A 311-nucleotide genomic window follows, 5' to 3' on the forward strand; every position below is an offset into this window, starting at 1 on the left:
CGAGAAGGTCGGCTTCGGCAATGCGGCCCTCGAAGGCGCCGGGCGCGGAAATCGCTTCCCCGTCAGCGCCGCCATAGGCGTGCGATGTGGCCTCAAGATAGGCGCGGCCGATCTCCTCGCGCGCACCCCATTCGCCGCGCGACAGCAGATCCTCGATACCGGCGCCGTAGGTGCCGGGCGAGGTGCCGAAAATGCGCGGGCCGATCTTGCCCTCGGCGCGGCTCGCCGCGGCGAGCGGGTTCTCGGAATCTTCCTCGTCGCGGCTGGCGACGGCGGTGGCGGCGGCGTCGATCAGTGCGATCTGGGTCGGG

The 311-nt window shown here is 71.4% G+C and carries 1 protein-coding gene; it reads right to left on the reverse strand.

Features of this window, described 5'->3' with window-relative positions; all coding sequences use genetic code 11:
* Nucleotides 1-311, reverse strand: a 311-nt coding sequence (locus tag EN850_RS35240; RefSeq protein ID WP_136093052.1) for a cobaltochelatase subunit CobN, incomplete at both ends; no start/stop codon positions are given.

It is taken from the genome of Mesorhizobium sp. M8A.F.Ca.ET.207.01.1.1, assembly GCF_004794715.1.
Taxonomy (GTDB): Bacteria; Pseudomonadota; Alphaproteobacteria; order Rhizobiales; family Rhizobiaceae; genus Mesorhizobium.